Origin of the sequence: Virgibacillus sp. NKC19-3, from assembly GCF_019837165.1 — a bacterium.
Classification (GTDB): Bacteria; Bacillota; Bacilli; order Bacillales; family Amphibacillaceae; genus Virgibacillus_L; species Virgibacillus_L saliphilus.
Map to the genome: position 1 here is coordinate 2,974,938 of NZ_JAGYHC010000001.1, position 23,996 is coordinate 2,998,933.

At 41.9% G+C, this 23,996-nt stretch carries 20 protein-coding genes; 3 read left to right on the forward strand and 17 right to left on the reverse strand.

Features of this window, described 5'->3' with window-relative positions; genetic code table 11:
• Window positions 1–93: 93 nt before the first annotated feature.
• On the reverse strand, window positions 94–1,143 hold the full coding sequence (gene allD, locus KFZ56_RS14415) for an ureidoglycolate dehydrogenase (RefSeq protein WP_222642626.1): 1,050 nt from the start codon (window positions 1,141–1,143) through the stop codon (window positions 94–96).
• Between the two features lie 98 nt (window positions 1,144–1,241).
• On the opposite strand from allD, the gene KFZ56_RS14420 reads away from it, so the two are divergent.
• A complete protein-coding gene (locus KFZ56_RS14420) occupies window positions 1,242–1,691 on the forward strand; it encodes an Lrp/AsnC family transcriptional regulator (protein ID WP_222642627.1) in 450 nt (149 codons plus the stop codon).
• A 53-nt stretch (window positions 1,692–1,744) separates the two neighbouring features.
• Here KFZ56_RS14420 and KFZ56_RS14425 read toward each other — a convergent pair whose 3' ends face one another.
• Window positions 1,745–2,977 (reverse strand): (S)-ureidoglycine--glyoxylate transaminase, encoded by a 1,233-nt coding sequence (locus KFZ56_RS14425; protein ID WP_222642628.1) that lies wholly within the window; start codon window positions 2,975–2,977, stop codon window positions 1,745–1,747.
• An 837-nt stretch (window positions 2,978–3,814) separates the two neighbouring features.
• On the opposite strand from KFZ56_RS14425, the gene KFZ56_RS14430 reads away from it, so the two are divergent.
• Window positions 3,815–5,164, forward strand: a complete 1,350-nt coding sequence (locus KFZ56_RS14430; RefSeq protein WP_222642629.1) for an alanine/glycine:cation symporter family protein — start codon at window positions 3,815–3,817, stop codon at window positions 5,162–5,164.
• A gap of 63 nt (window positions 5,165–5,227) precedes the next feature.
• On the opposite strand, the gene ilvA is transcribed toward KFZ56_RS14430, so the two are convergent.
• The 10 genes from ilvA to KFZ56_RS14480 form a co-directional block, all read right to left on the reverse strand.
• Window positions 5,228–6,175: a threonine ammonia-lyase gene (gene ilvA, locus KFZ56_RS14435; RefSeq protein WP_222642637.1), complete on the reverse strand. Its 948-nt coding sequence runs from the start codon at window positions 6,173–6,175 to the stop codon at window positions 5,228–5,230.
• Between the two features lie 55 nt (window positions 6,176–6,230).
• Window positions 6,231–6,818, reverse strand: coding sequence for a 3-isopropylmalate dehydratase small subunit (gene leuD / locus KFZ56_RS14440; RefSeq protein WP_222642638.1), 588 nt, complete (start codon window positions 6,816–6,818; stop codon window positions 6,231–6,233).
• Between the two features lie 12 nt (window positions 6,819–6,830).
• Window positions 6,831–8,237: a 3-isopropylmalate dehydratase large subunit gene (gene leuC / locus KFZ56_RS14445; RefSeq protein WP_222642639.1), complete on the reverse strand. Its 1,407-nt coding sequence runs from the start codon at window positions 8,235–8,237 to the stop codon at window positions 6,831–6,833.
• Between the two features lie 53 nt (window positions 8,238–8,290).
• Entirely contained in the window at window positions 8,291–9,397 is a 1,107-nt protein-coding gene (leuB, locus tag KFZ56_RS14450) for a 3-isopropylmalate dehydrogenase (RefSeq protein WP_222642640.1), read from the reverse strand.
• An 82-nt stretch (window positions 9,398–9,479) separates the two neighbouring features.
• Window positions 9,480–11,024, reverse strand: coding sequence for a 2-isopropylmalate synthase (locus tag KFZ56_RS14455; protein WP_222642641.1), 1,545 nt, complete (start codon window positions 11,022–11,024; stop codon window positions 9,480–9,482).
• On the reverse strand, window positions 11,011–12,045 hold the full coding sequence (gene ilvC / locus KFZ56_RS14460; protein ID WP_222642642.1) for a ketol-acid reductoisomerase: 1,035 nt from the start codon (window positions 12,043–12,045) through the stop codon (window positions 11,011–11,013). Before ilvC ends, KFZ56_RS14455 begins: the two co-directional genes overlap by 14 nt.
• Before the next feature lie 29 nt (window positions 12,046–12,074).
• Window positions 12,075–12,596, reverse strand: a complete 522-nt coding sequence (ilvN, locus tag KFZ56_RS14465; protein ID WP_222642643.1) for an acetolactate synthase small subunit — start codon at window positions 12,594–12,596, stop codon at window positions 12,075–12,077.
• Complete coding sequence (ilvB, locus tag KFZ56_RS14470) at window positions 12,593–14,269, reverse strand: biosynthetic-type acetolactate synthase large subunit (RefSeq protein ID WP_222644006.1); 1,677 nt, start codon at window positions 14,267–14,269, stop codon at window positions 12,593–12,595. The genes ilvN and ilvB overlap by 4 nt, the downstream gene beginning before the upstream one ends.
• Before the next feature lie 1,071 nt (window positions 14,270–15,340).
• Window positions 15,341–17,026, reverse strand: a complete 1,686-nt coding sequence (gene ilvD / locus KFZ56_RS14475; protein ID WP_222642645.1) for a dihydroxy-acid dehydratase — start codon at window positions 17,024–17,026, stop codon at window positions 15,341–15,343.
• Window positions 17,027–17,107: 81 nt separating this feature from the next.
• Window positions 17,108–18,067, reverse strand: a complete 960-nt coding sequence (locus KFZ56_RS14480) for a bile acid:sodium symporter family protein (RefSeq protein ID WP_222642646.1) — start codon at window positions 18,065–18,067, stop codon at window positions 17,108–17,110.
• Window positions 18,068–18,266: 199 nt separating this feature from the next.
• Between KFZ56_RS14480 and KFZ56_RS14485 the strand changes: the two genes are divergently transcribed.
• Window positions 18,267–19,364: a branched-chain amino acid aminotransferase gene (locus KFZ56_RS14485; protein WP_222642648.1), complete on the forward strand. Its 1,098-nt coding sequence runs from the start codon at window positions 18,267–18,269 to the stop codon at window positions 19,362–19,364.
• A 131-nt stretch (window positions 19,365–19,495) separates the two neighbouring features.
• On the opposite strand, the gene dhaM is transcribed toward KFZ56_RS14485, so the two are convergent.
• The 5 genes from dhaM to KFZ56_RS14510 all read right to left on the reverse strand — a co-directional run bounded on the left by dhaM (window position 19,496) and on the right by KFZ56_RS14510 (window position 23,929).
• Window positions 19,496–19,867: a dihydroxyacetone kinase phosphoryl donor subunit DhaM gene (gene dhaM / locus KFZ56_RS14490; RefSeq protein WP_222642650.1), complete on the reverse strand. Its 372-nt coding sequence runs from the start codon at window positions 19,865–19,867 to the stop codon at window positions 19,496–19,498.
• A gap of 2 nt (window positions 19,868–19,869) precedes the next feature.
• Window positions 19,870–20,490 carry a dihydroxyacetone kinase subunit DhaL gene (dhaL, locus tag KFZ56_RS14495; RefSeq protein WP_222642652.1) on the reverse strand — a complete coding sequence of 207 codons (621 nt, stop codon included), beginning with the start codon at window positions 20,488–20,490 and terminating at the stop codon, window positions 19,870–19,872.
• 15 nt (window positions 20,491–20,505) lie between these two features.
• Window positions 20,506–21,501, reverse strand: a complete 996-nt coding sequence (dhaK, locus tag KFZ56_RS14500; protein ID WP_222642653.1) for a dihydroxyacetone kinase subunit DhaK — start codon at window positions 21,499–21,501, stop codon at window positions 20,506–20,508.
• 91 nt (window positions 21,502–21,592) lie between these two features.
• On the reverse strand, window positions 21,593–23,086 hold the full coding sequence (gene glpK, locus KFZ56_RS14505) for a glycerol kinase GlpK (protein ID WP_222642654.1): 1,494 nt from the start codon (window positions 23,084–23,086) through the stop codon (window positions 21,593–21,595).
• Window positions 23,087–23,113: 27 nt separating this feature from the next.
• On the reverse strand, window positions 23,114–23,929 hold the full coding sequence (locus tag KFZ56_RS14510; protein ID WP_222642655.1) for an MIP/aquaporin family protein: 816 nt from the start codon (window positions 23,927–23,929) through the stop codon (window positions 23,114–23,116).
• Between the last annotated feature and the right edge of the window lie 67 nt (window positions 23,930–23,996).

Sequence of the window (23,996 nt, forward strand, 5' to 3'; positions counted from 1 at the left end):
TTTTTTCATCATCTAGGATTTATAAAATTGTTTGCTTGAGTATAACTATTGATAGATAAATGCAGGCGCTCCTGCGCTTGATGCTTCAACTATTTACTTAGCGAACGGATCCTTATCATCATAGGCATTATTGTGAATAACATCTGAGGCAAGATAGGCATAAATATCATCTACAATTTCAATTCCATTTTCCTCATGTTTCTTTTCTTTCCACGCACTTCGTTGTCCAGGATACGAAACCTGATCATAGCCTTTAGCCGGTTTAATATGATTTAAGTCATTCATCGTTTGCGTTATGTTTCGCTTAAACGCACGTAAATCTGTAAAGAATTCGGGATTAATTACAATGTGAAGCTGGCCAAGGTTTCTGCTTTCACTTAGATCATGATACATGGATGAGGTTTTGTTTCCAAAAGGAAGTCCCAATAAAACGCCTGACAAAATATCAACCATCATCATTAAACCATAGCCTTTTGGACCTGCAATTGGCAACAGGGCATGAACATTGAATGGATCCGTCGTCGTTTCTCCATTCTCATCTACTGCCCAGCCTTCAGGAATAGACGCATTTTTAGAACGGGCATGTAGAATTTTCCCCCACGCTTGAACAGTTGTGGCCATATCAAATGTGATATGCTCTCCATCTTCACCGGGCGCAGCAAATGCAATGGGGTTTGTCCCGTAATAGGCTTCTGCCCCTCCGAATGGAACGACCATTGGATCCGATTGGCAGACGGAAATCGCAATCATGTTTTTACGAGCTGCCTGCTGAACAAAATAAGAAAGAGATCCACTGTGACTAATCCGTCTTACTCCTACTGTTGCTACACCACTTTCCTTAGCCATCTTGATCGCTTCATCCATTGCTTCTTTTGCAGCCACATGGCCGGCCCCATTGTCTCCATCAAATACAGCTGTAGACGGTCCGGTCTTTTCAAAGGTGAACGTCGGGTTGACATTTATCCCACCCTTCGCAATTCTCTCAGCATAGTATTCCACACGCATTGCTCCATGGGAATGAATACCTCTTAAATCTGCATGAAGCAGTACATCTGCCACACCCTCAGCATGTTTTTCCTGTAAACCAGCTGCCTGTAATTTTTTCTTCATTAAAATCTTTAAATCCTGTTTCAATACCAGCAAGAACGATACCTCCCTTTTATTAAACTTAATTATATATTGTACGTGAACGTTTGAGTATATGTTATACTAAAAATAAATTAAGTTTAGGAGTTATTCATATGAAATTTGACGAAATCGATCAAAAATTAATAGAAATACTAGCAGATGACGGTAGAATTTCCTACGTGGAATTAGCTGAGAAAATAGGCTTATCCCGAGTTGCTGTAAAAGATAGAATCAAAAATTTGCAGGAAAAAGGTGTCATCGAGAAATTTACCGTTGTTATTAACTCCGAAAAAGTTGGAAAAAAAGTGTCTGCTTTCTTTGAAGTAGATGTTGAGCCAAAGCAACTACAGCAGGTAGCACAAAACCTAGCGGATAATCCAAATGTTGCCAGTATTTATCAAATGACCGGACCTAGTACACTGCATATGCACGTGCTGGTCGAGGATTTCCAAATGCTAGAAATCTTTATTAATAATGAACTATACGCGGTAGAAGGCATTACCCGTGTAGAAAGCTCAATCATTTTGAAACGCTTTAAAAGTCGAACCGGGTATAAGCTATGAATTTTTGCTGTTTGCTGCGTGCACGTCCATTTAGCAAGACTGCCACTACCTTATTACATGCTTATGGACTTATCCAAATCAGCATAATATGCTAAAGCCGCTTGCGTAGCGTCCCCACTATTTACATTAGCACCATGATACGTAAGCGTAGATTCTAATGCTCCAAGAACGCGAAGAATATTATTCTTTCTACTGCTAAAGCCCATGGAACCAATTCTCCATACTTTACCTTTTAAGGGACCAAACGCCCCTGCAATTTCAATGCCGAATTCGTTAAGCATTGTTTGACGGACTGCGGACTCACTAACGCCTTTTGGTACCTTTACAATAGTAACAACCGGCAATTTGTTTTCTTCCTCACCAAACAACTCCACTCCCATTGCTTGCAATCCTGCAACTAATGCTTTCCCGTGTGCTGTATGACGCTCAATGCGGTTTTCAATTCCTTCTTCTTTAATAACACGCAAACCTTCACGTAGTGCATATAGCATAGAAGTAGATTCTGTGTGATGATTCAAACGATCCGGAGACCAGTAATCCTGGATTTGACTTAAATCAAAATAGTTACTTTGAATTTTCCTATCATTTTTATCATCCAATGATAAACCACGCTCTATCTTTTTACGCGCTTGCAGGGTTTCCTCAATACGGGCATTATACGTAAGCGGGGCCATACCGGTTGGAGCAGCAAGGCATTTTTGTGTACCGGTGATGACTGCATCCACATTCCACGCTTCCGGCTTAAATTCAACGCCTCCAAGTGTAGCGACAGCATCAACCACTAGTAAAATATCATTTTCCCTGCAAAATTTGCCCACTTCTTCAATTGGTTGCAAACGACCTGTTGACGTTTCACCATGAACCATAACCACTACTTTCGGATCCACCCTTTTAATTTCCGCAATAATATCCTGTGGATCAAACACATTCCCCCATTCCGTTTCTATCATATGTGTTTCTCCGCCGGAACGATCTACAATTTCTGTGAGTAAATAACCAAACCGTCCGAAAACAGGAACAACTACTTTATCCCCAGGTTCAATAATGCTTGCTAGTACAGCCTCAATGCCAGAGCGGGAAGTCCCATCTACCGGAAACGCACGTTGATTCTCTGTTTGAAAGACATAACGCAATAAATCCGAGGTTTCATCCATCAAATTTAAAAATTGCGGATCAAACTGTCCGATGATCGGGGTGGACATTGCTCTTAATACACGTGGATCTGCTTCTACCGGTCCCGGCGTCATAATTGTACGTGAAGCTACATTTAAATCTTTATATTCCATATAAATTTCCTCCTTTGGATATACAAATACATATCATATATGAGTTTATTACAAACATGTTCAATCCAGCAGATGCTGTTTACCCTTTAATGATAATGACTCTTCCGCAAGTCTGTATGAATCATCATACGAGCTTCCGCGTTAAATTTACTTTGCCTAATTGTATGATGTTTAGGTCTTATCACCAACTTAATCGTAGAATAGTTATTCAAACGGCGTGTAATAGTTTCCAATTTTCTATATCATCTTCATTAGAGTATAAGTGGTAAATAATTACTTGTCATTGTCTCAATTAAACAAAATTTTTCATGGCATTTGTTTAATTGAGACTAGCATGACATGAACCAAAGATTTCCTATGTAAATGAAGAAATTGGAGGCTAACATAACGATAATAAGAATTTGTTCCATCACTGACTTTTCCCCCTTTTAAATGAGGGGAAAAGGTCTACTTCCATTTTTCAAAACTTCGAAGATGCTTGGCAGTCAAAGGGTTAGATAGGTACCAACTTTTTGGCTAATACGTGTTATAATTGGATTAGATATTATATCTTTGAAGGTAAGGTCATGTTCAAACCAGACAAAAAAGATGTTCAAAAAACACGAAAGGGGGTACGAAACTCCTTAAAAAGATGACTGCGGTCAGCGCATAGGTGATAGAATAGTCTCTTTGTATAAAAGTAAGCTATATTGTCCGATGATAAACTTCATTCCAATACCTACAGAGATTAGCCGCAGCAAAGTGATAACCCTAGTTTCGTGTGCTAATTTGGAGATTAATATCTATTGACATTTTCTTAATATTTCTATATCTTTAAAAGTAATTTAAAGGAGGGATATGGTGTTAGACTCGCTGGAAAACATAAGTGGACAAATTAGCGATTTTGTCTGGGGTTTACCGTTAATTATTTTATTAGTTGGAACGGGTTTATACTTAACAATACGATTAATGTTCTTTACGTTTCGCATGCTACCTTATGCGCTGAAAATCACTTTTAAGAAACATGATCAAGATTCCAAAGGAGATATATCTCATTTCCAGGCGCTCATGACTTCCTTGGCTGCCACTGTTGGTACGGGAAATGTCGTTGGTGTAGCAACAGCTGTCGTCGCAGGTGGTCCTGGTGCTGTTTTTTGGATGTGGATTACGGCACTTGTCGGAATGGCAACAAAATATTCAGAAGCCATTCTCGGTGTAAAATACCGACAGGAAAATGCTAAAGGAGAAATGTCCGGGGGACCGATGTATTATCTTGAAAAAGGTATTGGACAAAAATGGCTTGCTGTACTGTTTGCCATATTTGCCGTCTTTGCAGCGATCTTCGGAATTGGCAATATGATCCAGGCGAATGCTGCGTCAGATGTTGCCAATGACGTTTTCAATATTCCACTTTGGGTCACTGGTCTAGTGTTCGCAATCCTCGTTGGATTGGTAATTATCGGTGGCGTTAAAAGCATCGGAAAAGTGACTAGTATTATTGTACCGGTCATGATTATCTTTTATATTCTTGCAGGTTTTGTCATCATTTTTATTAATTTCAGTGAAGTTCCTGCTGCTTTTGGAATGATTTTCTCGGATGCGTTTACAGGGCAAGCTGTTACTGGTGGAGCGATTGGAACGGTCATCCAAATGGGAGTTGCCCGTGGACTGTTTTCCAATGAAGCCGGCCTTGGTACAGGTGGTATTGCCGCTGCTGCTGCTCGTACGGATATTCCTGCACGTCAAGCGCTCATATCCATGACACAAGTATTCATTGATACGATTATCGTCTGTACAATTACAGGTCTTACCCTTACCATGGCAGATTTATATACATCAGGGGCTGAAGGTGCTGCACTCACTGCACAATCTTTTGAAGCATTACTCCCCGCGGGCGGTAACATCGTCGTTGCAGTGACACTATTATTCTTTATATTCTCTACCATTTTAGGTTGGGCCTATTTTGGGGAAAAATGCTTTACGTATCTGGTTGGTGATAATCTCACCATAACTTATCGAGTTATCTTCGTATTAGCAATCATACCTGGGGCTACACTGTCTTTGGACACGGTATGGAACTTTGGCGACCTTTTCAACGGATTAATGGCGATTCCGAACCTAGTCGGTTTATTACTATTATCCGGGGTTGTTGTAAAAGAAACGAAGCGGTTTAATGAGTTACGCATGTATGAGAAACAGAGGGGATAAAAAAATATGAAGCGTCTCCCACCCCACAAAGGGGTGGAACGCTTGCTATTCTTATGACTTCGTTCATGCCGAATGGTGTAATTTCTCAGCAAGCCGCTGGATCTTTGGTAAATTTCCAATATCCATATTCCCACCGCTGACGATAACACCACAATGACGTGACGTTATTTGCTTATGATGTGCAAATAGCGCGCCTAAAGATGCGGCGCCTGCACCTTCCATTAGTGTCTTATTCCGCTCAAGCATATAAACGATGGCAGATGCAATCTCCTCATCCGTAACTGTTATAATATCATCAACGTACTCACGAATCAATGGCAACGTATGTTGACCCGGCTGTTTTACAGCGATACCTTCAGCGATCGTAGAAACGGATTTCGAATGTTTGACATTATGACTATGATAACTATCATGCATAGCAGATGCCCCACTTGCTTGAACACCAATAATTTTTATAGCAGGGTTTACATGTTTGGCAGCAACGGCTGCCCCACTAATCAGCCCTCCTCCACCAATGGGTATCACAATCGTATCAAGACGGTCTTCCTGATGCATCATTTCCATGGCAATTGTACCCTGGCCTGCCATGACATCATAATCGTCAAACGGATGAATATAAACAGCTCCCGTTTGCATTTGTCTTTTCATGGAGGCTTCATAAGCTTCCTGAAACGACTCTCCGGTAAGTACAACACTAGCGCCATAGTTCCGGGTTGCATGAACTTTTGCGAGTGGTGTCTTCTCAGGCATGAATATCGTTGCATGCGCTCCTAATTTTGCTGCAGCAAGGGCAACTCCTTGAGCATGATTCCCTGCTGAGGCCGTGATAACTCCTGTTTTTAATTGCTCCTCTGTTAGCTGCATTAATTTGAAACTAGCGCCTCTAAATTTAAATGCGCCCGTTTTTTGTTGGTTCTCCATTTTAAAATAAACATTTTTTTCGAGTAATTTGTTGGTTGTATTTGATGTTAGTAAAGGTGTGCGATGGACGATAGGTGTTAATTTTTCCATCGCTACACGAACCTTTTCACCTGTTAAGCAATCCCCAATGGTTTCACTCTCCTCATTATCTTCCTAAAGCTTTTTCATATGCTTCGATTTCATCTTCGAGTTTCAAGGTTAAGGCTATTTCATCCAACCCATTGATTAATTTTTCTTTATGAAATGCCGGAATGTCAAAGTGTTCCTCATGTTGGTTCCCATCGATGATCCGCTGCTCCTCCAAATCTACATCTAAAATCAATGTAGTTCTTTGAGCCCGACGCATCCATTGATTTATCGTTGATTCATCCATTTGAATAGGAATAATCCCATTTTTCAAGGCATTATTATAAAAAATATCTGCAAAGCTTGGAGCAATAATAACACGAAAACCGTAATCCAACAACGCCCAGGGTGCATGCTCTCTGGAAGAGCCGCAGCCAAAGTTCTCCCCGGTTAATAAAATCGATGCACCTTGGTATGCCGGCTTATTCAATCCGAAGTCGGGACGCTCATTCCCATCATCATCAAATCGCCAATGGTAAAAAAGAAATTGACCAAACCCGGTTCGTTCGATTCGTTTTAAAAATTGCTTCGGTATAATTTGGTCCGTATCAACATTTGTTCGATTTAAAGGGTAAACCAACCCCTTATGTTCCTGAATTGCTTCCATCATATACACCTCCTAGTTAGGTACACTTGCAAATGTACGAACATCCACAAAATGACCTTCTATTGCTGCTGCTGCCGCCATTTCAGGGCTTACCAAATGAGTACGAGCCCCATTCCCCTGTCTTCCTTCAAAATTCCGGTTTGATGTCGATGCACATCTTCCTTCCGGTGGGACGATGTCATCATTCATCCCTAAGCACATACTACAACCAGACTCACGCCACTCAAATCCTGCTTGTTTAAAAATCGTATCCAGTCCTTGCTTTTCCGCTTCCAGTTTCACACTAAATGAACCTGGTACAACAATGGCTCTCACTTCCGGTTTAACCTGTTTTCCTTCAACAATTGCAGCTGCTTTCTTAAGATCACCAATGCGTGAATTAGTGCATGAACCAATAAATACATGATCAATGGTAATCGATGTTATCGGCTGATTTTCTTCCAAGCCCATATACTCTAAAGCTCGCTCGACATCTTCCCTATGCTCGACATCATCTAAACTTGGCGTTGCCCCACTAACAGGTACACACATGCCCGGATTTGTTCCCCATGAGACTTGTGGTTCTATCTCTGCTGCATTGATTGTTACGGTCTTATCATAAACAGCACCTTCATCAGTTGCCATGTTTAGCCACGACTCGGCCAATTGGGCAAAAGCCTCCCCATCAGGCACATATTCTTTTCCTTCTAAATAATCAATTGTTTTTTGATCAGGGCTGATTAAACCTGCTCTGGCACCTGCCTCAATGGACATATTGCATACCGTCATGCGACCTTCCATCGATAAATTTCGAATCGCATCTCCTGTATATTCCATGACATAGCCAGTTCCAAATCGCACCCCGAATTTCCCAATGATTGCCAGGATTAAATCCTTAGCAGTTACTCCAGGTCCAAGATCGCCTTCTACATGTACGTTCAATGTTTTGGGCTGTTCCTGCTGCAAAGTCTGGGTTGCTAATACATGCTCAACCTCACTTGTGCCGATGCCAAAAGCGAGGGCACCAAATGCTCCATGTGTGGATGTATGGCTATCGCCACAGACAATCGTTTTTCCCGGTTGGGTCAAGCCTAGCTGCGGGCCGATCACATGAACAATGCCTTGATCCGGATGCGCCATATCTGCTAATGGAATTTGATGATCCCTGCAATTTTTCCTTAATGTTTCCATTTGCTTTTTGGAAATTTGATCTTTAATCACGTCCCTATTTTTGGTTGGAACATTATGGTCCATGGTAGCATAGGTTAAATCCGGTCGGCGTACCTTTCGATTGTTCAAACGCAGACCTTCAAAAGCTTGAGGCGAGGTTACCTCATGAATTAAATGCAGATCAATGTACATTAAATCCGGTTTTCCAGCCTCTTCATGCACGACATGTTTATTCCAAATTTTGGAAATAATTGTTTCCGGTTTTGCCATTTCTGAAAACCTCCTCTGCATTATTGGATTATTCCTGATACTCTGCCTATTTATCAGGCATACATATTACTAATACGATTGCAAACACTTTTCGTCGTCAGATTTTCCAGTACCATATCCGTCATCTCTTTTGTACTTACCTGCGTACCATCTTTTATTCGCAAATCAGGCGTATGATAACCTTGTTCCAGACATTCATTAACAGCTTCTTCTATTTCCACTGCTTCCTGTTGGAGCCCAAATGAGTGCCTTAGCATGAGTGCAACGGAGAGAATCATTCCTAATGGATTCACTACTCCCTTACCGGCAATGTCAGGCGCTGAACCATGAACAGGCTCATATAGTCCAACACCATCGGAGCGTATACTCGCAGAAGGCAGCATTCCAAGAGATCCTGTTAAAACAGACGCCTCGTCACTTAAAATATCACCAAATAAATTTTCCGTAACGATAGTATCAAAACGATCCGGCTGTGTAATAAGTTTCATTGCCGCAGCATCAACGAGCAGATGCTCTACGGTTACATCCGGATAATCCTTGCTTTTTTCCTCTACGATCTCACGCCACATACGGCTGGATTCCAAGACATTTGCTTTATCAACAGAAGTTAGGTGGTTCCTTCTTAAGCGTGCACTTTGAAACCCTTTATCAATAATTCGCTCCATTTCATCACGATGATAATGAAGGGTATCGACAACTACCTCTCCATCTGCGCGGCGTTCACTTGGATTTCCAAAATAAAGCCCACCTGTCAGTTCCCGAATGATCAAAATATCACTACCTTTGATCACATCTTCTTTTAATGGAGAAGCTTGCAGTAAAGGAGCGAATCCTTTCACTGGACGGAGGTTAGCGAATAAATCCAGCGTCTTTCGGATCCCCAGTAATCCTTTTTCAGGTCTCAGATGCGCTGGAAGAGTGTCCCATTTTTCTCCTCCAACAGCACCAAGTAAAATCGCATCCGCCTCTTGACACGCCGTTATCGTATTATCCGGCAACGGTACTCCGTGATAATCAATCGCATCCCCACCGATCTTCTGCTGTTGGAATGTGAACGTATGGCCATACTCACTGGCAATTGTATTTAATACCTTTTCCGCAGCTTCCATAATTTCTTTGCCAACGCCATCGCCCGGAAGCAGAATAATTTGTTTATTCATAATAAGGGCCCCTCCTCCTATTTATTTTTTAAAGGAAATCGGCTATTATTTCACCGATTCCCACCAATCTAAACTCTAACCGCTATTTCACAACTTCTTTTTTCAAGGTTGTATTCTGTCCTACAATATAACGATTCACACCGTTTAAAAATGCAGTTGCAGATGCTTCTATCACGTCTTGAGCAGCTCCTCTGCCATTCACCTTTTCTCCATTGACCTCAAGCTGTACATGAGCTTCGGCAAGGGCATCTTTTCCGCCGCCAACAGAGTTCAGCTGATAATCCACTAATTTCAAGTCCTCTTCAATTAAGGCATCAAGCGTTTTATACAATGCTTCTACACTTCCTGTACCTGTACAAGCAGTTTCAACCGCATTTCCAGCTGGTGTTTTCAAACGTACTGTAGCTGTCGGTATATTCGCCGTTCCATATTGAACCTGGAACATTTCCAACTGGTATTTGTCTACTTTCGTCATATCGGTTTGTACTTCCATTAAGATGGTAAACAAGTCTTCATCGGTTACATCTTTTTTACGATCTGTCAGTAATTTAAACTCATTAAACGCTTCTTGAAGCTTTTCCTCTGATAAATCATAACCCAACTTTTTCACATTATCTTGAAAAGCATGACGACCCGAGTGTTTTCCAAGGAAAAGTGTGTTGGAACGAACACCGACCATTTCTGGAGTTATAATTTCATACGTAGATGGATTTTTCAGTACACCATCTTGGTGAATACCAGATTCGTGGGAAAAAGCATTACGACCAACAATCGCCTTATTCGACTGCACATACATTCCCGTCAACTTAGCCACTAAATCACTTGTACGTTTTGTTTCATCTAATTGGATCCCGGTCGTGTGCTTATAAGCATCAGCACGTACTTTCAGGGCAACGGCTACTTCTTCTATTGATACATTCCCGGCTCGTTCCCCGATTCCATTAATAGCGCCTTCTATTTGCGTTGCACCATTTTCAACTGCAGCAATGGAATTTGCAACAGCCATCCCCAAATCATTATGACAGTGACAAGATAGTCGTGCACGGTCTATATTTGGTACGTTTTCTTTCATATAGCGGAACATGTACCCATATTCTTGTGGTGTTGCATAACCGACCGTATCCGGAAGATTAATAACAGTTGCCCCAGCATCGATAACTTTTTCAATGATCCTGGCTAGAAAATCTAAATCAGATCGCGATGCATCTTCTGCCGACCATTCAATTTGGGAAAAGTTTTGACTGGCATAAGAAACCATTTCTACGGACGTATTCAGAACTTCCTCCGGTGTTTGTTTTAATTTATATTTCATATGAATCGGTGATGTTGCTATGACGATATGCACACAGGGTTCCTTTGTATTCTTCAACGCACCCCAACATGCATCAATATCTGATTTCACCGCACGTGCAAGTCCGGTAACAGATGTGCTTTTTAACGTTTCCGCAATCGTCTTCACAGCGTTGAAATCGCCCTCGGAAGTGGCAGGAAATCCTGCCTCTATCCGATCAACGCCATACCTTTCTAGCTGTTTCGCGATTTCCAGTTTTTCTAACTTGTTCAGATTGACACCGGGGGATTGCTCTCCATCCCGCAATGTTGTATCAAAAATTTTAATTTGTGACATGGTTATTCACATCCTTTTGCTTTTGTTGGATTGGCTGTTTCACAAAAGGCATTAACTCCCGTAACTCCCTTCCAACAGATGTAATGAGATGGTTGTTCTCCTGTCGATTAATCGCATTGAACATTGGTCGGTTTGTTTGATTTTCCTGGATCCATCCTTTGGCAAATTCACCTGATTGAATATCATTAAGCACTTCTTTCATTCGTCCTTTTGTTTCCTCATTAATCACTCGTGGTCCGGAAACATAGTCGCCCCATTCCGCCGTATCCGAGCACGAATAGCGCATATTTTCAAATCCGCCTTCATAGATCAGATCAACGATTAGTTTCACTTCATGACAACATTCAAAGTAAGCAACTTCCGGCTGATAACCTGCCTCAACCAATGTTTCGAATCCAGCCTTAATGAGGTGCGTCAAGCCACCCATCAAGACAGATTGTTCACCGAATAGATCGGTCTCGGTTTCTTCTTGAAAAGTGGTTCCCAGAATACCAGCTCTAGCTGCTCCAATTCCGTCTGCATATGCAAGAGCAATTTGTTTGGCATTTCCAGTTACGTCTTGCTCAACCGCGTAAAGTGCCGGTACACCTGCACCATCTTCATATGTCCTACGTACCAAGTGTCCCGGTCCTTTTGGTGCTATCATGAACACATCCACATCCGATGGTGGAACCACTTGACGGAAATGGATATTAAACCCATGGGCGAATGCAATCGCACTACCAGGTTTTAAATTATCTCTAATGCTTTCCTGATAAACATATGGCTGAAGTTCATCTGGTAAAAGTACCATGACAACATCTGCCTCACGCGTTGCTTCCGCTACCGGTAAAACGGTGAACCCATCTTCCTCTGCCTTAACTTGTGACTTACCAGGTCTTAGACCTACAACAACATCATGACCACTCTCACGGAGATTTTGTGCATGTGCATGCCCTTGTGAGCCATAACCTACCACCACAATTTTCTTTCCTTGCAATACCTCTTTTTGAACATCTTTTTCATAAAGTACCTTTGACATTTGTAATCTCCCTTTCTATTTTTAATGTTTTATACGGAAAATGAATTAATCTCTGTTACCTGCTTTGCTGGTTGCTGACCTCTCAAAAATGCAGTGACACCTGTTTTTGTCAGTTCTTTGATTCCATAAGGTCTTAATAATGTAATTAAAGCTTCGACTTTATCCGGTTTACCTGTAACCTGTATGGTTAAGCTATCTTTACTCACATCAATGACAGAAGCTCGAAATGGTGTAATAATGCCTTGAATCTCCGCTCGTAATGAGCCGCTGCCACCAACTTTTATAAGTGCGAGTTCCCTTGCGACCATTGCCTTATCGGTAATATCCGATACTTTTATGACATCAATTTGTTTATTTAATTGCTTTGTCAATTGCTCCAGCTTCTGGGGATCACTAACATCAACGACGAATGTCATTTTGGCTATGCCTTCCGTTTCGGAGCTCCCCACGGATATACTGTCAATATTGAATTGCCTTTTATTCAACATTCCGGTAACTCGGTTGAGAACTCCACTTTGATTTTGAACGGTTGCTATGATAATTCGCTTCATTTCGTCACCCCTATCATTTGGTGAATTCCTTTACCTGGGGCAATCATGGGATAAACGCATTCTTTTGGTTCAACCCGGCAATCAACAACTACCGGACCACTATAGGCGAATACATCTTCAAGCATACGTTCAACATCATCCTCTTTCTCTACTTTCATTCCGCGAATCCCGTAGCTCTCAGCTAGTTTTACGAAGTCCGGACTTGGAATGATGGATTCCGAATAACGTTCTTCATAAAAGCTCTCCTGCCACTGTCTAACCATTCCAAGTACTTCGTTATTGACGATAATGACTTTAACAGGGAGATTTCTTTCTTTCAGAACGGAAAGCTCCTGTAGTGTCATTTGAAATCCGCCATCACCTACCAGTGCAACAACCAAATCATCCGGAGCACCCAGTTGAGCACCAATTGCTGCCGGAAAGCCAAATCCCATCGTGCCAAGTCCCCCTGAAGTAACCCAACGATTCGGTTTATCAAAAGGGTAATATTGGGCTGCCCACATTTGATGCTGCCCTACGTCAGTTGTAACAATTGCCTTTCCCTGTGAAGCCAGATAGACTTGCTCTGTCAACCATTGCGGGGAAATAACCTCATCTGATCGTTCATACCACAACGGATAATTTACTTTGTTATTTTGTAACCTTTCCTTCCAAGCTTGATGATCGGGTTGATCAATTGCACTGTGTAATAAAGCCTTTAGCGCTTCTTTTGCATCTCCGACAACAGGAATAGAAGTCGGAACATTTTTTCCTATTTCCGCCGGATCAATATCAATATGGGCAACCTTAGCGTGTGGTGCAAAATGCTCTAAATTACCAGTTAAACGGTCATCAAATCTTGCTCCAATATTAATTAATAAATCAGCTTCGTACATTCCCATGTTTGCCGCGTATGTCCCATGCATGCCTGCCATCCCTAAAGAAAGTTCGCTGGATCCGGGAAAACCACCTAGTCCGAGTAAAGTATTTGCTACCGGAAGCTGATATTTTTCCGCGAAAACTTTTAATTCTTCGGAAGCTTTTGCAGTTACGACACCGGCACCTGTCAGCAATAATGGCTTTTTAGAACGACTCAAGGCATCTGCGAGCTTCTTGATCTGTAATGGATTCGCCCGTTCGGTCGGTTGATAACCCGGCAAATAAAAGTCATTGTTGAAATTAGCTGACGTGGGTTCTTCGGATATATTTTTGGGAACATCAATGACAACCGGCCCCGGACGTCCTGTTGAAGCAATATGAAAAGCCTCTTTTACGATTCTTGGCAATTCTGACAGCTTACTGACTTGATAGTTATACTTCGTAATCGGAGTTGTAATCCCCATCACATCTGATTCTTGGAACGCATCTGTACCAATAACTCCTTTTGCTACCTGACCGGTAAAAATAACCAATGGCAAGGAATCCATCATTGCATCTGAAATTCCGGTAATCAGGTTTGTGGCACCAGGCCCGGAAGTTGCCAGTACGACTCCAGGTCTTCCGGTAACACGGGCATATCCTTCAGCTGCATGAATGGAGCCTTGCTCATGCCGTGAGAGGATATGCTTGAATGGCGCTTTGCTTCGATACAGCGCATCATAAATCGGCAGTACCGCCCCACCGGGATAACCGAATATTGTATCCACACCGGCATCAACCAATGATTCAATTAATAAATCAGCACCAGTTACCATTTCCTCCGTTCGTTCCACCTCTTGTTTTACCTCAGCCTTCACAACGACATGCCTCCTTATTGATTTAATAAAAAAGACTCTTCTCTCCACATGGAAATCTGCATAATGTCAGAATTTCAGGGGAGAAAAGAGTCATTTTCACGGTACCACCCAGGTTTATAGCACTCTCACGAATACTACCTTACAAGGCTGATGGTCAGCCTACTTTTGATAACAGGTACATGTAAATGCACCTGTCTGGGCCTAATAGGAATCCGTTCAGCTCAGCACTCAGAGAAGATGTCAGAACAAGATGTATTTCTGGGCTTCCAGCAACCCCAGCTCTCTGTGAATACATGTTACTTGTTCCTTTGTTCCCGTCATCGCGTTTGTTTTATTTGCTTGTTATAAGATTGTGACAACTTGATTTGTTCGTTTACTATTTGAATAATAGTTGAATAATTGATATTGCGAACTATCATATAACGGATTTGAAAAAAGGTCAACAGCTTTTGGGAAAGTTTTTTGATACTTTCGATAAGTAAAATAAATTGTATCCGCTTACACTACCTGCATCATAATAACCTAATTTTTTAAAAAATAAATATTACATTTTGATTACAAAAAGAGCCTCCGTTTAGAACGGGGGCTCTTTTTGTCTGTTTTGCCCGCAATTAATATAAACTGCGACGTAGTGACAATTCCTTTGCAAACGTTTATTGAGAGTAGGAATTCGCTCCGGAAACACATTCCGCTTTCCGCGGGCAGCTGGTGAGCCCCCTTGTGCTCGTCGTGTTGCATGCAAGTGATTTCGAGGGGAAAGCACTCCTCGCAAAAAAGATTGCTACGCACTTCGGGGTCTCACCTATGCCTTTCCTCCCGCTGGAGTCTTCATGTGTTTCCTCCGCTAATATTCTGGTTACTACCGCTAAATTGCATTCGTAATCAATATTCAAAATGCGGATGCTTTCCGCCCAGGAGACTGAAGCCGTGCCCTAAGGATGCGCATCCGTCCTTCGCTCACCCGAACGGCGATTATAGCAAATACTTATAGCAGACAGTAATTATGTCGTCTTTTATGTCAAATCTTCATCAATCCCTATTTAGATAATCTGTCACGGCTCCCTTGGCGGAACTGGTAACATTATGTGCATATTTACCAAGTGCCCCTTTTTTATAAAGCGGTGGTGCAATCCAGGCCGAACGACGACGTTCTAATTCTGTTTCTGATACATCCATGGAAATTTCTTTTTTATCCGAGTCAATGGTAACCTGGTCCCCTTCTTTTAGGAATGCAATTGCACCGCCATTTTGTGCCTCAGGCGCGATGTGACCTACAACTAGACCATGTGTACCACCGGAGAACCTTCCATCCGTTAACAAAGCAACTTTCTCTCCGAGTCCTTTTCCAACCAGGATGGAAGAAATGGACAGCATCTCCGGCATTCCGGGTGCGCCTTTTGGCCCTACATAACGAATGACTAGTACATCCCCTTCGTTAATCTGATTATCCATCACTGCAGCCGTTGCCTCTTTTTCCGTATCAAATACACGAGCAGGCCCCGTATGACGGCTGACTTGCACCCCGGATACTTTCGCTACAGCTCCCTCAGGAGATAGATTCCCTTTTAAAACAATTAATGGACCGTCTTCGCGTTTTGGATTAGATAGTGGCATGATGACCTCTTGATCTTCATCAAGATAGGAAACTTCTGCTAGATTTTCAGCCACGGTTTTGCCTGTTACTGTTAAACAGTCTCCATGGAGATAGCCTTCCTCATAAAGAAGCTTCATTACACCTTTTACGCCTCCAACACGATGCAAATCTTGCATGACAAATTTTCCACTAGGTTTTAAATCAGCAAGATGTGGGACATGCTCTTGCATTCTATTAAAATCGTCAATTGTCAAATCTACTTCCAGCGCATGGGCAATCGACAATAAATGCAGAATGGCATTTGTTGACCCTCCAAGCGCCATAACGACCGTAATGGCGTTTTCAAATGCTTCTTTTGTCATAATATCTTTTGGATAAATTCCTTTTTCAAGTAATTGATAGACTGCATTTCCAGCAGCTTCGCAATCAACACCTTTTTCTTCTGACTCTGCTGGATTTGAAGAGCTACCAGGAAGGCTCATTCCCATCGCTTCAACAGCGGATGCCATCGTATTTGCCGTATACATCCCGCCACATGCGCCAGCTCCAGGACATGCACTGCATTCGATATCCTTTAATTCCTCGTCATTTATATCCCCATTATTATGTTTACCTACACCTTCAAATACAGATACGAGATCGACATCTTGTCCCTTATTGGATCCTGGTGCAATAGTTCCGCCATACGCAAATATAGCCGGAACGTCTGCATTCGCAATAGCAATCATACAGCCCGGAATATTTTTATCACAAGCTCCAATCGCTACAAATGCATCCAAATTCTCTGCGCCTACAACGGCCTCAATCGAATCGGCAATAAGATCACGGCTCGGCAGGGAATAACGCATTCCTTGCGTTCCCATGGAAATCCCATCAGAAACTGTTATCGTATTGAACATCAAGGGAAATCCCCCTGCTTGTCTAGCTCCTTCTTTTGCCCGCGCAGCCAAATCATTAATATGTATATTACATGGAGTTACTTCTGCCCATGTACTAGCTACACCGATCATTGGCTTTTTAAAATCTTCATCTGTAACACCTACAGCCCGGAGCATGGCACGGTTCGGTGCCCGCATGGCACCATCAAACACGTTACTTTTAACACGTAAATCTTTTCCCATTTTAGAATTCCACCTTTCTTTCGAATCATTATAAGCCTAATTTTTAAATTGTTCAATGAAATTATTTTTTTGCAATAATGGTTAGCTGACTTTTTGATTACGAACGGAATCCGTATTTTCACTCCTTTTTCCCCACCATGTTGCCAAAATTGGGCCAGAGATATTGTGCCACACACTAAATAGCGCGCTAGGAACAGCTGCTACCGGTGAAAAATGAGCAGATGCAAGTCCTGCAGCAAGCCCTGAGTTTTGCATGCCTACCTCAATAGAAACAGCCTTTTGATCCGAAAAGTCGAGCCGCAACAATTTGGCAAATACAAATCCAAGCAGGAGTCCGAGAACATTATGCAATACAACGATACTGAAAATTAGCAGACCTGTTGTGACAATCGCTTCGGTATTGGTTGATACAACTGCTACAGTTACACCGACAATGCCGACAACCGATACCAACGGTAATGCGGCAACGCTCTTTTCCACTTGCTTAGGAAATAGTAAGCGAATTCCGATTCCTAACACAATTGGGATCAACACAATTTGGACGATAGACATGAACATATTACTTGCAGAAACGGGAAGCCATTGACTTGCAAACAGCAATGTCAACATTGGAGTCAGAATTGGTGCTAATAATGTTGATACTGCAGTAACCGACACCGATAAAGCCGTATTTCCTTTCGCTAAAAAAGTCATCACATTGGATGCCGTACCGCCCGGACAACAGCCTACCAGGATAACGCCAACAGCTACTTCTGGTGGGAGCTGAAAGGCAAGTGCAAGTCCCAATGCAATCAGAGGCATAATTGTAAATTGCGCCACTACTGCAATAAGGACACTTTTTGGTGTTTGAAATACATGTTTGAAGTCATTCACAGAAAGTGTAAGCCCCATTCCAAACATAATAATCCCTAGTAGCAGCGACATGAATGGTTCAAGCCATGTAAATCCAGCCGGGAAAAAGAAGCTAAGCCCCGCAAATAAGATAACCCAGATTGCAAACGTACTTCCTGCAAAATTACTAATTTTTTCCAACGTTTTCACTTCCTATTCTCCTTCCTTTTTGAACTATTTGAATTTCTAATAATTTAGTTAAAAATTCTACCACAATTAAAATAAGAAGGATAGAATAATTTTTTGTTTGTTTTTAAATTTTTCCTGTAAAAAGTGCAATTACCTATTGAATAAAAGATGAAAATGGATTATTATAGTTAGAATACTTTAACAACAAGGGGATGTTGACATGGAGGCACAACATATTCAAGTAAATCATTGTGCTGTTAAGAAAGATAAACCAAATACAGATCAATTGGCATTCGGGAGAGTATTCACAGACCATATGTTTATCATGGATTATTCTGAAGATTCCGGTTGGCATGATCCGCGTATTGTGCCATATGAGCCGCTTACAATCGATCCATCCGCTATGGTATTTCATTACGGGCAATCCGTATTCGAAGGGATGAAGGCATATCTCACCGCTGATGGAGATGCACAATTATTTCGTCCGGAAAAAAACATGAAGCGCTTAAATCATTCCAATGATCGACTTTGTATTCCACCGATTGACGAGGATTTTGTCATTGAGGCAATAAAAAAATTGATCTCTGTAGATGAAGACTGGATTCCGAAGGCAGAAGGAACCTCTCTGTATATTCGACCATTCATCATTTCCACCGAACCCTATATAGGTGTGGCACCATCACTCCATTATCAGCTAATCGTGATCCTCTCACCTGTTGGGGAATATTACAAAGAAGGGATCAACCCAGTGAAAATCGCTGTGGAAAGCGAGTTTGTCCGTACTGTAAAAGGTGGAACCGGAGAGGCAAAAACCGGCGGCAACTATGCTGCAAGTCTTAAAGCCCAAGAGGTTGCTGGAAATAAAGGATTTGCTCAAGTCCTATGGTTGGATGGGGTTGAAAAGAAATATATCGAAGAAGTTGGAAGCATGAATATCTTCTTTAAAATAAACGGAGAAGTGGTTACACCAGCCTTAAACGGCAGTATTCTTGAAGGAGTAACAAGAAACTCGGTTATTCAGCTTCTGAAACATTGGAATATACCAGTGGTAGAGCGAAAAATCTCGATGGAAGAATTACGTCTTGCCTATGAAGATGGGTTACTTGAAGAGGCATTTGGTGCAGGAACGGCAGCAGTCATTTCTCCAATCGGTCAAATAACCTGGAATAATAATGATTTTCTTATTAATGATGAAAAAACAGGAGAAATCGCCAAAAAGTTATATGATACGCTAACCGGCATTCAATATGGAAGAGAAAAGGACCTATTTGGCTGGGTTTCGAAAGTAAATGATCAGGTAAGTAAAATAGCACAGTAGAATACGGACATCCCACGGCATAAGGCAAAACTCCCCCTAAGCATATATATATTCAGGGGGGAGTTCTGTTGATTGTATCTATACGTGATAGATGTGTTTAAAACCACTCATGCTTTTTAACGCATTTTCGATTAAAATGCCTTAACCACAGCATCATGAACTTCCTGCACGGTTTTTCCCATACCTGATTCCACAGCTGCTGTATAGGCACCTTCGACCAATGGCGCCTCCACTAACTGAATGGTGTCTAAATCAGCCATTTCCATTGCCATTTCCGCATTCATTTTCGCACTCCCTATATCATAAAAAAGCAGCACACCTTCGCCATTGTCTGCAATCTTTATGGCGTCCTGAATTTTGTCAATACTCGTCCCAATAGCATTTTCTTCGGTTCCCCCAGCTGTTTCGATGGGAACTTCTGTTACAACCTGTGTGATTAAATCTTTAATACCTTCAGCTATTTTCGAACTATGGGAAATTAAGACAATACCTGCATACGCCATGATTATTTTCCTCCTTCCATAACTTCGGCAAGTGCTTCGAAGATATAATAGGACGAAGCAGAACCAGGATCGATATGGCCAATTGATTTTTCTTTAAAATAAGCTGCCCGGCCTTTTGTAGCAAGCATATCTTTCGTATTTTCCATCGCTGTTTTGGCCGTTTCTACTATTTTATCTGCTTGAAATTCATCTTCCTGTTTGAAATGTTCAACAACCGGTGACCATACATCGACAAGCGTCTTCTCACCCGTTGTTGCTTTTCCACGCTGCATCACGCCATTCAGCGCTTCTTCAAGTCCGTTTGTGAATGCATGATAATCGACGGGATCCATCCCTTTAAACGTTGTCGATAACTTCAGAAATAATGTTCCGAATAATGGCCCGGAAGCACCACCAACCTTGGACATAAGTGTCATTGCAACATCTTTTAAAACATCTGAAGCAGTGTCATATGTCCCTCCTGAAATTTTATTCACCGTTTCTTGAAACCCGCGGGACATATTAATTCCATGATCACTGTCCCCGATTACCTGGTCCAGTGATGTAAGATATTCCTTGTTTCGTTGCATTTTTTCATTAATTTTTTCAATCCATTGAATCGTATCTTGTGCTTGAAATTCCATGATTACTCTCCTTTTCTACGAACGAAATCGAGCTGGATGGGTAGGTGCATCAAGCAGGGTTTTGTGTGCATCATCCAATTTCAGAAGACTCACAGAACATCCGGTCATTTCCAGTGCGGTCATGAATTCGCCGACAAATGTTTTATGAACATGTACACCCTTTTCAGCTAAAATTTCCTGAACTTTACGGTTGACGATATAAAGCTCCATTTCCGGTGTGGAACCTAACCCGTTTATCATGACAGCCACCTCGTCACCACTTGAAAACGCCATGTCCTCAAAAATTTTGTCGGTTAGCTCTGTTGCAATGTCATCTGCACTTGCCATTTGTTTTCGTTCAATCCCGGATTCTCCATGAATTCCGATCCCGATTTCCATCTCATTTTCTTCCAACTCAAAGCTCGGCTTTCCTGCAGCTGGTACTGTGCAAGGAGTAAGGGCCATCCCGATGGAGCGGACATTTGCCACTACTTTTTCTGCGGCAGCTTTAACCTCTTTTAATGTTCCACCTTGTTCAGCCATGGCGCCGGCAATCTTATGAACGAGCACCGTTCCGGCTATTCCTCTTCTACCTGTTGTTGCGTCACTGTCTTCAACAGCTACATCATCATTTACAATAACACTCTCCACTTGGATTCCTTCCGCTTCTGCTAATTCGGCAGCCATCTCAAAATTCAGCACGTCACCAGTATAATTTTTAATAATTAAAAACACGCCAGATCCGCTATCAACTGCCTTAATTGCTTCCAACAGCTGATCAGGCGTTGGTGATGTAAAAACTTCCCCGGCTACAGCAGCGTCAAGCATCCCTTTTCCTACATATCCGGAATGTGCAGGTTCATGTCCGCTCCCGCCGCCGCTGACAAGTCCAACTTTATCTTTCACGGGAGCATCGTTTCTGACAATTGCCATTGTTCCCGGGATCTGCCTCAATTCCTCGGGGTACGCTGCGACTATTCCCTTAATCATATCTTGTACAACTTGGTTCGGATCATTAATAATTTTTTTCAAGTAGATACACTCCTTTACATGTTATTTTAAAAAGCAGCCTCTGCAAAAAAGGAGGCCAACTTTAAGATAATCTCGTTGGCCTCCTCAGCAGTTATTTAAAAGTTCTTGTAGACGCCACTGCTTTTTTCCAACCTTCATACAGCTCATTACGTTTTTCCTCATCAAACGTATTGGTAAACGTCTTTTCATTTTTCCACTGTCTTGCAATTTCATTCCTATCTTTCCAATAATCAACTGCCAGACCGGCTAGATATGCTGCCCCAAGTGCTGTCGTCTCTTGAATAACCGGACGCTCAACAGATACACCGAGGATATCACTTTGAAACTGCATAAGGAAATCGTTTTTAACTGCACCGCCATCTACACGCAATGTTTTTAGATCAATTTCTGAATCACTAATCATCGCATCCACTACATCTTTCGATTGATAAGCAAGTGACTCCAGGGTTGCGCGAATAAAATGCTCCTTCGTTGTCCCGCGTGTTAATCCAAATACCGCGCCTCTGGCATCACTATCCCAATATGGAGAGCCAAGCCCTACAAACGCCGGCACCATGTATACACCGTCCGTTGAATCTACCCTGGAAGCATAGGTCTCTGATTCGGGGGCATTATTTACAAGTTGAAGTCCATCCCGCAGCCATTGAATGGCGGACCCAGTTACAAAAATACTGCCTTCAAGCGCATATTCTACCTTCCCATCTACGCCCCAGCCTAGGGTTGTAAGTAAACCATGTTCTGATTTTATAGGTTTTTCTCCTGTATTCATCAATACAAAGTTTCCCGTACCATACGTGTTTTTCACCATTCCTTCTTCAAAACATGCCTGTCCAAACAATGCTGCTTGTTGGTCACCTGCAATTCCAGCAATTGGAACCTCATGGCCAAAGAAGTGATAATCAACCGTATGGGCATAAATCTCAGAGGATTGACGAACTTCCGGAAGCATATCCTTAGGAACATTTAAAATTTCGAGTAATTCATCATCCCACTTCAGATCATAAATATTGAACATCAATGTTCTGGCCGCATTGGAGTAATCCGTAATATGTGTTTTTCCACCGGATAACTTATAAACAAGCCAGGAATCCATAGTACCGAATAATAAATCTCCATTATCCGCTTTCTCCCTTGCACCTTCCACGTTATCCAGAATCCATTTCACCTTCGTACCGGAAAAGTAAGGGTCGATTAATAGTCCCGTTTTATCCCGGATCACATCACTATATCCCTGCTCATCCAATTCTCTGCAAATATATTCCGTTTGACGAGATTGCCACACAACTGCTTTATATATTGGTTTTCCAGTATGTTTATCCCAAAGGACCGTCGTTTCTCTCTGATTTGTAATACCGATTCCGGCAATTTGACTAGGGTCTGTGTCCGCCTTTCGTAAAACTTCTGAAATACAAGCAAGTATAGATGTCCAAATTTCATTGGCATCATGCTCTACCCAACCCGGCTTTTGAAAAAATTGTTCAAACTCCTTTTGGGCTGTTTCCACAATCTCCCCGTTATGATTAAATAGGACGGCCCGAGAACTTGTTGTACCTTGATCTAATGATAGAATAAATTTTTCACTCATATGAAACTCCTCCTATTGAACATTTTCCTAATTTTTACCTGATTGGATTTTTCCTTTTTTCAACTCCGTACTAGCAGCTCCTATTAAAATAATAGCAACGACAACGCTTATAATCCAGAATAACGGAGAAAATTCGCCTAAAAACATAGCCTGATAAAATACAGCTCCATAAGCACCACCAAGTAATGGTCCTACAATTGGCACCCAGGCATAATTCCAATCGGATGTCCCTTTTCCGGGAATCGGTAGCAAGGCATGCGCAATCCTTGGACCAAGATCACGAGCCGGATTGATTGCATAACCCGTTGTACCTCCGAGTGACATTCCGATACCAATAATTAAAGTTCCAACAATTAGAGGATTTAATCCTTCTGCTAGTTCATTGGCACCAATAAACATAAGACCCATCACAAGGACGAATGTACCGATTACTTCACTGGCCAAGTTTGAAAATGGGCTACGAATAGCCGGCGTTGTTGAAAATGCATCCCTTTTGGCAATTTTATCTTTCGTTTCCTTCCAATGTGGCAAGTAATTGAAAAAAACCAGTACCGCACCAATAAACGCCCCAATCACTTGGGCAGTCATATACATAGGAACCTTTGCCCATGGGAAATCACCTGCAATCGCAAATCCAAACGTTACAGCAGGATTAATATGTGCGTCTGTAAAATTACCAGCTGCATATACGCCCATCGTAACACCTATACCCCAGGCAAGTGTGATCAGTATCCACCCGGTTCCTTCTGCTTTCGACTTTTTTAACAAAACGCCGGCGACAACACCACCCCCAAATATAATGAGGACCATTGTACCGATCAGTTCAGCTAGAAATTCCGACATGTTTAACCCTCCTTCTTATTAAATCGAGTTAACTATTTATAGTACAGAAAAAGACCCATACTAAAAT